This is a genomic window from Mycolicibacterium pyrenivorans (assembly GCF_025821625.1).
GTDB lineage: Bacteria > Actinomycetota > Actinomycetes > Mycobacteriales > Mycobacteriaceae > Mycobacterium > Mycobacterium pyrenivorans.
On the sequence record NZ_JACKSH010000056.1, the window covers coordinates 1 to 600 of the forward strand.

General features: G+C 66.2%; 1 protein-coding gene and 1 pseudogene. Both read right to left on the reverse strand.

Features of this window, described 5'->3' with window-relative positions; genetic code table 11:
* The coding region (locus H7I57_RS08205) for an aldehyde dehydrogenase family protein (RefSeq protein ID WP_264022908.1) at positions 1-282 on the reverse strand (282 nt) is incomplete at its 3' end.
* Positions 283-395: 113 nt separating this feature from the next.
* Positions 396-600 (reverse strand): annotated as a pseudogene (locus tag H7I57_RS08210) (SAM-dependent methyltransferase); the annotation flags it as partial.

Here is a 600-nt window from a genome sequence, read left to right on the forward strand (position 1 = left end):
CTTCAGCTCGTCGGCGCGCTCGGTCATGATGCGCGACGCCTCGGCGATCACCGCGGCGCGCTCGGCCGGGGACATCGTGGGCCACGGGCCCTCGTCGAACGCCTTGCGGGCAGCGGCACAGGCGGCATCCACGTCGGCCTTCGAGGCCAGCGGTACCTTGCCGACGAGCTCGCCGGTCGCGGGAGAGTGCACCTCGATGACGTCCGACGTCGCGGGTGCGGTCCACTGACCGCCGATAAAGAGCTGGTCCCACTCGGTTTTGAAGGCCGTGCTCTGTGTCATCTGTGCTCCTCGCGTGCGCGGTGTGTCATGCCCGCGCTCCTCGAGTGCGCGGTGTCATGGAGGTCACATTACCCAGTTTTCGATCAAACGAGAACATGTTCCAGTTCGACGCCTCAGGTCGGCTGGAGGACCAACACCAAGTTGCTCGTCAAAAACTCCTGTAACAGCGGTACAGACGTCGCGCGCCAGGCCCATCGCGGGTGGTAGCGGGGGAATGCGGCGACCAGTGCGCCGGTACTGCGGGCCCACTGCAGGCCCGCTGCAGCCGACACCGCGAACAACGACGATCCGTAGTCGTTCTTCGGCCGGTGGCAGTGT